Annotated in this window: 5 protein-coding genes and 2 pseudogenes; 4 read left to right on the forward strand and 3 right to left on the reverse strand. The window is 62.6% G+C overall.

Annotated features, from left to right (window positions below; translation table 11 throughout):
- Window positions 1–375: pseudogene (locus ABIV12_RS09190) on the reverse strand (M1 family peptidase); the annotation flags it as partial.
- A gap of 142 nt (window positions 376–517) precedes the next feature.
- Here ABIV12_RS09190 and ABIV12_RS09195 point away from each other — a divergent pair.
- Both ABIV12_RS09195 and ABIV12_RS09200 read left to right on the forward strand, forming a co-directional pair.
- On the forward strand, window positions 518–2,938 hold the full coding sequence (locus tag ABIV12_RS09195) for a hypothetical protein (protein ID WP_348058501.1): 2,421 nt from the start codon (window positions 518–520) through the stop codon (window positions 2,936–2,938).
- 75 nt (window positions 2,939–3,013) lie between these two features.
- Complete coding sequence (locus tag ABIV12_RS09200) at window positions 3,014–3,241, forward strand: hypothetical protein (RefSeq protein WP_348058503.1); 228 nt, start codon at window positions 3,014–3,016, stop codon at window positions 3,239–3,241.
- A 397-nt stretch (window positions 3,242–3,638) separates the two neighbouring features.
- On the opposite strand, the gene ABIV12_RS09205 is transcribed toward ABIV12_RS09200, so the two are convergent.
- Window positions 3,639–4,325: a M24 family metallopeptidase gene (locus ABIV12_RS09205; RefSeq protein ID WP_348058505.1), complete on the reverse strand. Its 687-nt coding sequence runs from the start codon at window positions 4,323–4,325 to the stop codon at window positions 3,639–3,641.
- Between the two features lie 94 nt (window positions 4,326–4,419).
- A complete protein-coding gene (locus tag ABIV12_RS09210) occupies window positions 4,420–4,884 on the reverse strand; it encodes an Hsp20 family protein (RefSeq protein ID WP_348058507.1) in 465 nt (154 codons plus the stop codon).
- A 446-nt stretch (window positions 4,885–5,330) separates the two neighbouring features.
- On the opposite strand from ABIV12_RS09210, the gene ABIV12_RS09215 reads away from it, so the two are divergent.
- Window positions 5,331–5,576, forward strand: a complete 246-nt coding sequence (locus ABIV12_RS09215; protein ID WP_348058509.1) for a hypothetical protein — start codon at window positions 5,331–5,333, stop codon at window positions 5,574–5,576.
- Between the two features lie 298 nt (window positions 5,577–5,874).
- A pseudogene (locus tag ABIV12_RS09220) lies at window positions 5,875–5,973 on the forward strand (acetyl-CoA carboxylase carboxyl transferase subunit alpha); the annotation flags it as partial.

A 5,973-nucleotide genomic window follows, 5' to 3' on the forward strand; every position in this document is an offset into this window, starting at 1 on the left:
GAAGTAGCTCGTGTAGACCCCGGTCGGGCTGCGCACCACGCCGCGCGCCGGCGCGCCGTGGTAGCTGATGCGCAGCACCGCACTCTGCCCTCGACGCAACACCGTCGGCAGATCGAACTGGACGCCGGTCGCACCGCGCTGCACATGGACGGTTTGGCCATCGATGCTGGCGCGATCGACGATCAGCGCATTCGGCGAAAAGACGATTCGCCGCAGATCCTTTTCGAGACTGCGAACGACGATCGACTCGACCCCGGACACCTCAGCGCCACGCATGTCTGGCGTCAGTGAGAGCTCGTAGCGAACGACATCGAGCCCTTGCCCGGGCAGCCGATCGCTGGTCCCTGCGGTTGCGAGGGTTGAGCCCAGTCCCACGGCGACGCACGCGAATCGATGAACATGCATGCGCAGGACTATGCCATGGCGAACGCGCGAACACGCTCGCGCGCGATGGATGTGGCCCCGTTCGTCGCTCTCTTGCGTGAAACCGGATGACCCCCCTGACCGGCCGACGACCATGTGGCGTTTCCTCCTCGCGATTGTTCTTCTGACAACCACCGCAGTGGTCCCTGCACACGCAGCCAGCTACTGCGCCAACAGCGTGTCCGAACTGCAGACCATCCTCGACTCCGCCGAGATCGACAATGACGACAGTCTGGTGCGCATGGCAGCGGGCGTTTACCCGCTCGGAAGCGACGTACGCTACGAGCCCGAGTTCGAGTCGATTGTCGCACCCGGACGACTCACGCTGGTCGGCGGCTACAACAGCGACTGTTCGGCGCAAACCGGCACCACCCGATTCACCAGTGCGTCGTCGAAACACGTGGTATTCGCAACGATCACCGGCAGCGTTCGTCTCGCCGATGTCGCCTTCGACGGCGTCGATCTGTATGTACAGGACATGGCGTTGGCGCACTGCGCGAGTGCCGACCGTTCCTTCGAGCTCGACCGCGTGCTGGTGAACAACGCGACGTTCATCTCGACCTCGCTGTGCCACGACGTTGACATTCGCGACAGCGTGTTTGCCAATGGGCAGCCGTACCGGTCCTTCAGCGACGCATCGGTTGCGGTTTATCTTGCGACGGACGACGACTATCAGGGTTCGTCACTGACCATGGTCAACACGACTGTCGTCAACGGCATCACTGCAATCGAAAACTGCTGCGCCAACCTGCCGCTCACGCGCATCTACAACAGCATTTTCCAGCGCGCGGGCGACGACATCCACAACGAAGGGTTGCTCTCGATCGTCAACAGCCGCTTCGACGGAATCGAGAACCAGTCCGGCGGCTCGACATTGCTGAATCTGGACAACACCAGCGCCGCGGCCAATCTGGATGCGCAGTTCGTTCCCAACGCCGGCTCGGCGATGGTCAACTCCGGCACGAGCAACGTGCCCGGCGGCCTCTCCGAACTCGATGTCCACGGCACCGACCGGGTGATCGGTCCGCGCGTCGACCGTGGCGCAGCGGAGAGTCCAGTGGACGGCACCGGAATCTACACGGTGACCACTGCAAGTCCGAGCGGGGCCGGGTCGCTTGCTGCAGCCATCACGCTCGCCAACCAGGATGCAGCCGACAACGTGATCCGCTTCAACATCCCGGGCAACTGCCCGCACCGCATCACGCTCGCAGGCGCGCTGAGCGTCAACGATCGGCTGCGCATCGACGGCTACAGCCAGCCGGGCAGCCTGCGCAACACCGGCGAATTTCTCTGGAACGCAAAGCCGTGCATCCTGCTGGATGGTTCCAACACTAACGGGGTGGCGATCCTCACCGGCCCGCAACTCGGTACCAACGCGGAAAGCATTGACGTGTCGGGCCTGGCGTTCGAGCGGTTCGATACCGCGATCCTGCTCGCCTATGGCGTGGACCACCGCGTGCGCGGCAATCAGTTCGGCGGCGAGATCGGAACCACCGGCATCACGCTGCGCGCCAACAACAATGCAATCACGGTCGCCGGCGAAGGCCGCAGCTCGATCGGGGGTGCAGCAACCTCGGACATCAACCTGATCGGCAACAGCAACGAATCGGGGATTCTCGTCACCGGCGCGAGCAATTACTCGACCGACGTGATCCGCAACATGATCGGCCTCGACAAGGACGGCCTGTCCGCGCTGCCCAACCAGGACGGCTTGCGTATCACCGCGCGCGAATCGCGCGTGGCCGGCAACCGAATCGCACACAATTCACGCGACGGCATCGCGCTGTCCGGCACCGTCTCGCATGACAATCAGATCATCAACAACACGATCGGATACTCCCTGCCGCCGCCGTTCCTGTCGGGCGGCAATGGGCGCATGGGCGTGTTTCTCGACAACTCCGCGCACGACAACACGATCTCCAGCAACCGGGTCGGCGGCAATGGCGACGACGGCGTGCGCGTATTCACCGATGCGGGCGGCCGCAACAGGATTTCCGGCAATTCGATCGTCGGCAACGAGGGCATCGGTATCGATCTCGGCGTGAACGGCGTCACCGGCAACAATCTTTCGCCGTTGCCGGCATGCGACGTGGAAACAGGATGCGCGGCCAACGCCAGTCAGAATTACCCGATCCTCGATTCCGTGGTGCTCAAACCGCCGGGGGCCTATCCGCTCGATCGCCCGCTGCAGATCAAAGGCCACCTGACGTCCCATGTGCGCAACGCGCCGTACCTCGTCGAGTTCTACGCCGGCGGCGAATGCGACGCTTCCGGACACGGCCAAGGGCAACACCTCATCGGATCGAAAGCTGTCACCGTCAGCAACACCGGCGTCTGCGCCAATGACAATTGCTCCGCCTATTTCAGTGTGTTCGTCTCGGACCTCGACGCCGATATCGGCGATGCAATCACCGCAATCGCAACGTCGCCCGTCGGCGACACATCCGAGTACTCCGCCTGCATGGTCGTCGCGTCCGGCGACGTGATCTTCGCAGACGGATTCGAGGTGCCGTAGCGGAACCGGAAGGAATGCCCATCATCCGGAACGACGCGTGCGAATCAGCCCTATGCGGTTCAGCGCTACAAGCGCATGCTGCACGACATGAAGAGTCCAGGCGTTATCAGCACCATTGCCTGCAACGCGCTCACGCTGCGGTTGCGGGTCGTCTTCGAAAGCGGCCGCGTGATCCTGTTCTATCGCGTGCCGGCCGGCGTGCAATCGATGCTCGCGAGTGCGCCCGCTCCGGATTCGATTCTCGCCTCGCATGTGATCGGCAAGTACGCGTGGACGGAAGTGGGCGTGCCTTCGTTTCCATGACCGCGGCGTCGGCAGACGTCCGCCTCTCGGGGCGCGCCGTGTCATGAGAGGATGAACGCGCGCAGGCTCCGCTCGAAGACGAAGCCCGGTGCGACCTTGCGATAGAGGCTGATGGGGAGTTCGTCATGGAAATGACTTTGATCGCTCTCGTCATCGTCGGAGCGATTGTTTTTTTCAGACTGAGGGCGGCTGATCCTGCTTCACGTCGGCGACGATCCGGTCGCTCGACCGCAGGAGACGATGGCGGCGCAGTCGACTGGAGTTCCGACACGCCATCGCACAACACCTATTCGACATCGCACATGGAGTCGTCCTCGGACGGCGCGTGCTTGTCGGATGGCGGCAACAGCTGCGATGGCGGGGGTGGAGACGGTGGCAGTGATTGACGGGACGCGATTTACAGCAATACATCCTCGTAAAACGCGCCAAACGGCTTGCCTGGATGCGCAATCTGGATTTCCAGGACCCAGATGCCTTCGTCAGGCTTCGAATCGAATGCGGCCAACGTTCCGCCGCGGTGGATCGAGTGCGGATAGTCGCCGACCCGGTGCCCCTGCGTGCCGAGGTTCAGACGCCACCCCATCTCGCGTGCGCGCCGTTCGGCGTAGTCGTACAGCGCGGGGCCGGACAACCTCTCACGCGACCATCGCCCACGCACATCATCGAACAACGTTTTTGCGGCCGCTGCACACGCCAGTTGGTCCGGATCGTCACCGGTGGTGAACGTGGCGCCCACGTCGCCTTCGTGACCACGGAACACCGGACCGATGTCGATGAAATAGATGTCGTTCTCGCCGAGCACCACGCCGGGATCCGACTTCTGCCGAAACGTCTTCAGCGTGTTCGCACCGAAGCGCACCTGGATCGGATGCCAGATCCTCTCCATGCCCACGTCCTTCAGAATGCCGCGCGCGATGCGCACCGCCTCGCTCTCAAGCAGGCCCGGCGTGAATGCTTTCGCCATCTGATGGACTGCCAGCCACGATTGCTGGCTGGCGTGGCGCATCGATTCCATATCGAACGCGATTCCCACGCGCTGCTTGTTGCGTATTGAATCGGGTTGGGTGCTGGCGACGTCATTCATGGTGGGAAGCAGGGCTCAGGAACGTCGCCAAATGTCCTCTCAAGGCAGATGCCCCGCGATCGGAGGGGACGCCGATCGCGGGGCGATGCGCAGGTCACGCAGCCTTCGATTCGATCTGACGAGCAGCCTGGCTTTGATTCGACGGACCTTCACTCTGAATCTCGACGCGTCGGGGTCTCAGCGCGTCTGGCACGTCGCGTCGGAGCTCGATGGTCAACAGGCCGTTCGACAGCGACGCGTTGACCACTTTTACATGATCGGCGAGCTCGAAACGACGTTCGAATTCCCGCTCCGCAATGCCTTTGTGAAGGAACGTGCCTTCGCACGCTTGGTCTTTCTTCGCTCCCGAGATGACCAGAAGATTCGGTCGATCGGTGAGCATCAGCTCATCGCGTTCGAAGCCGGCCACGGCCATCACGATCCGATAGGATTCGTGACCCGTCGCAACGATGTCATACGGCGGCCAGTGGTCCAGGGGTTGTCCACGACTTGCGCTGTCGAGCGCCGCGAACACGCGATCGAAACCGATGCCGGTGCGAAACAGGGGCGAAAAATCCACGGTTGTCCTCATAGCCATATCCTCGCAAATTCAAGCAACATGGACATGAAGAAGCGCCAGGTCTGGCGTTCTCACGGCGGACCCGGATGGCGTCCGCAGCGCAAAAATTATTTGCGCCATCTCAATTTTTCAACGTGGACGCGACGGGAATTCAGCATCTGTCCAGAAAGACACCGTCGAGTCCAGCCGCATCCGCGGCTCGGCATGACGCTCTGCCGCTGGATGGCAGTGCAGTGCCATCGCGCGCGCTTCCACTGGCCGACACGCCGTTTCGCCCGGTCGCGCCGTCAAAAGGAAGATCCGACGCGGATCCTGTGCCCGTCATCACACATCTGGACGCGAAGGTTCGCCACATTGGCGACCAGTCACGTTCCATGGCGCTGTGCCGCGATGGCCGCCCGAAAAGGGGCAAGCGGCCACTGCTTTCGATGTCCGAGGAAGAACGCATGATGTCCAAGTTCACGCAGCGCGACCTGACCTCGTCGCTCGACCTGCCACCGCCCGCCTCCCACGCCGGTGCGAATGTCACGCCCGTGTCGCCCCTCTCCGACGGGGAGTGGCAGAAGCGCGAAGCGCTCAAGGTCAAGATGATTGCGCAGCGCGTGAAACTGAAGCTGATGCGCGATCGAACCGATGAGCTGAAGCAGGCGCTCGAGCGTTTTAGCACGCAGCGCAACACAATGAGTGCCTGATCGCGCAAGGCGTCGTTGCAGGACTTACCTGCTCGATCCCGCCGCTCCTTCGATGACACCGGTCGAGGGGTTGTAGCGACGTCGCGACACAGGACGCGGTCGCTGGTGGATCCACGTTTCCACTGCGCACGACGAATGACGACCTGCGCCCCAGCGCTCGCTCCCAGCCCAAGCAATTTCAAACCTCTCGTCGACCTTGAACCCCGTCGCCGCCTCGCCCCACCGGCGCACGGCACGTGGCACGAGCCGGTATACTCCGCGTCTTTGCGCCGCACCTTGCGGCCGCGAACTTCCGCGAATGAACCCGAACTTCCTCGATTTCGAACAACCGATCGCCGAGCTGGATACGAAAATCCAGGAACTGCGGCGTGCCAGCCATGGGCAGGCGTTCAATATC

Source organism: Dokdonella sp. (genome assembly GCF_039926425.1).
Taxonomy (GTDB): domain Bacteria; phylum Pseudomonadota; class Gammaproteobacteria; order Xanthomonadales; family Rhodanobacteraceae; genus Dokdonella_A.

Coding starts and splice junctions, on each gene's coding strand:
- ABIV12_RS09195 (WP_348058501.1), top strand. CDS start 518: ATGTGGCGTTTCCTCCTCGCGATTGTTCTTCTGACAACCACCGCAGTG.
- ABIV12_RS09200 (WP_348058503.1), top strand. CDS start 3,014: ATGCTGCACGACATGAAGAGTCCAGGCGTTATCAGCACCATTGCCTGC.
- ABIV12_RS09205 (WP_348058505.1), bottom strand. CDS start 4,325: ATGAATGACGTCGCCAGCACCCAACCCGATTCAATACGCAACAAGCAG.
- ABIV12_RS09215 (WP_348058509.1), top strand. CDS start 5,331: ATGATGTCCAAGTTCACGCAGCGCGACCTGACCTCGTCGCTCGACCTG.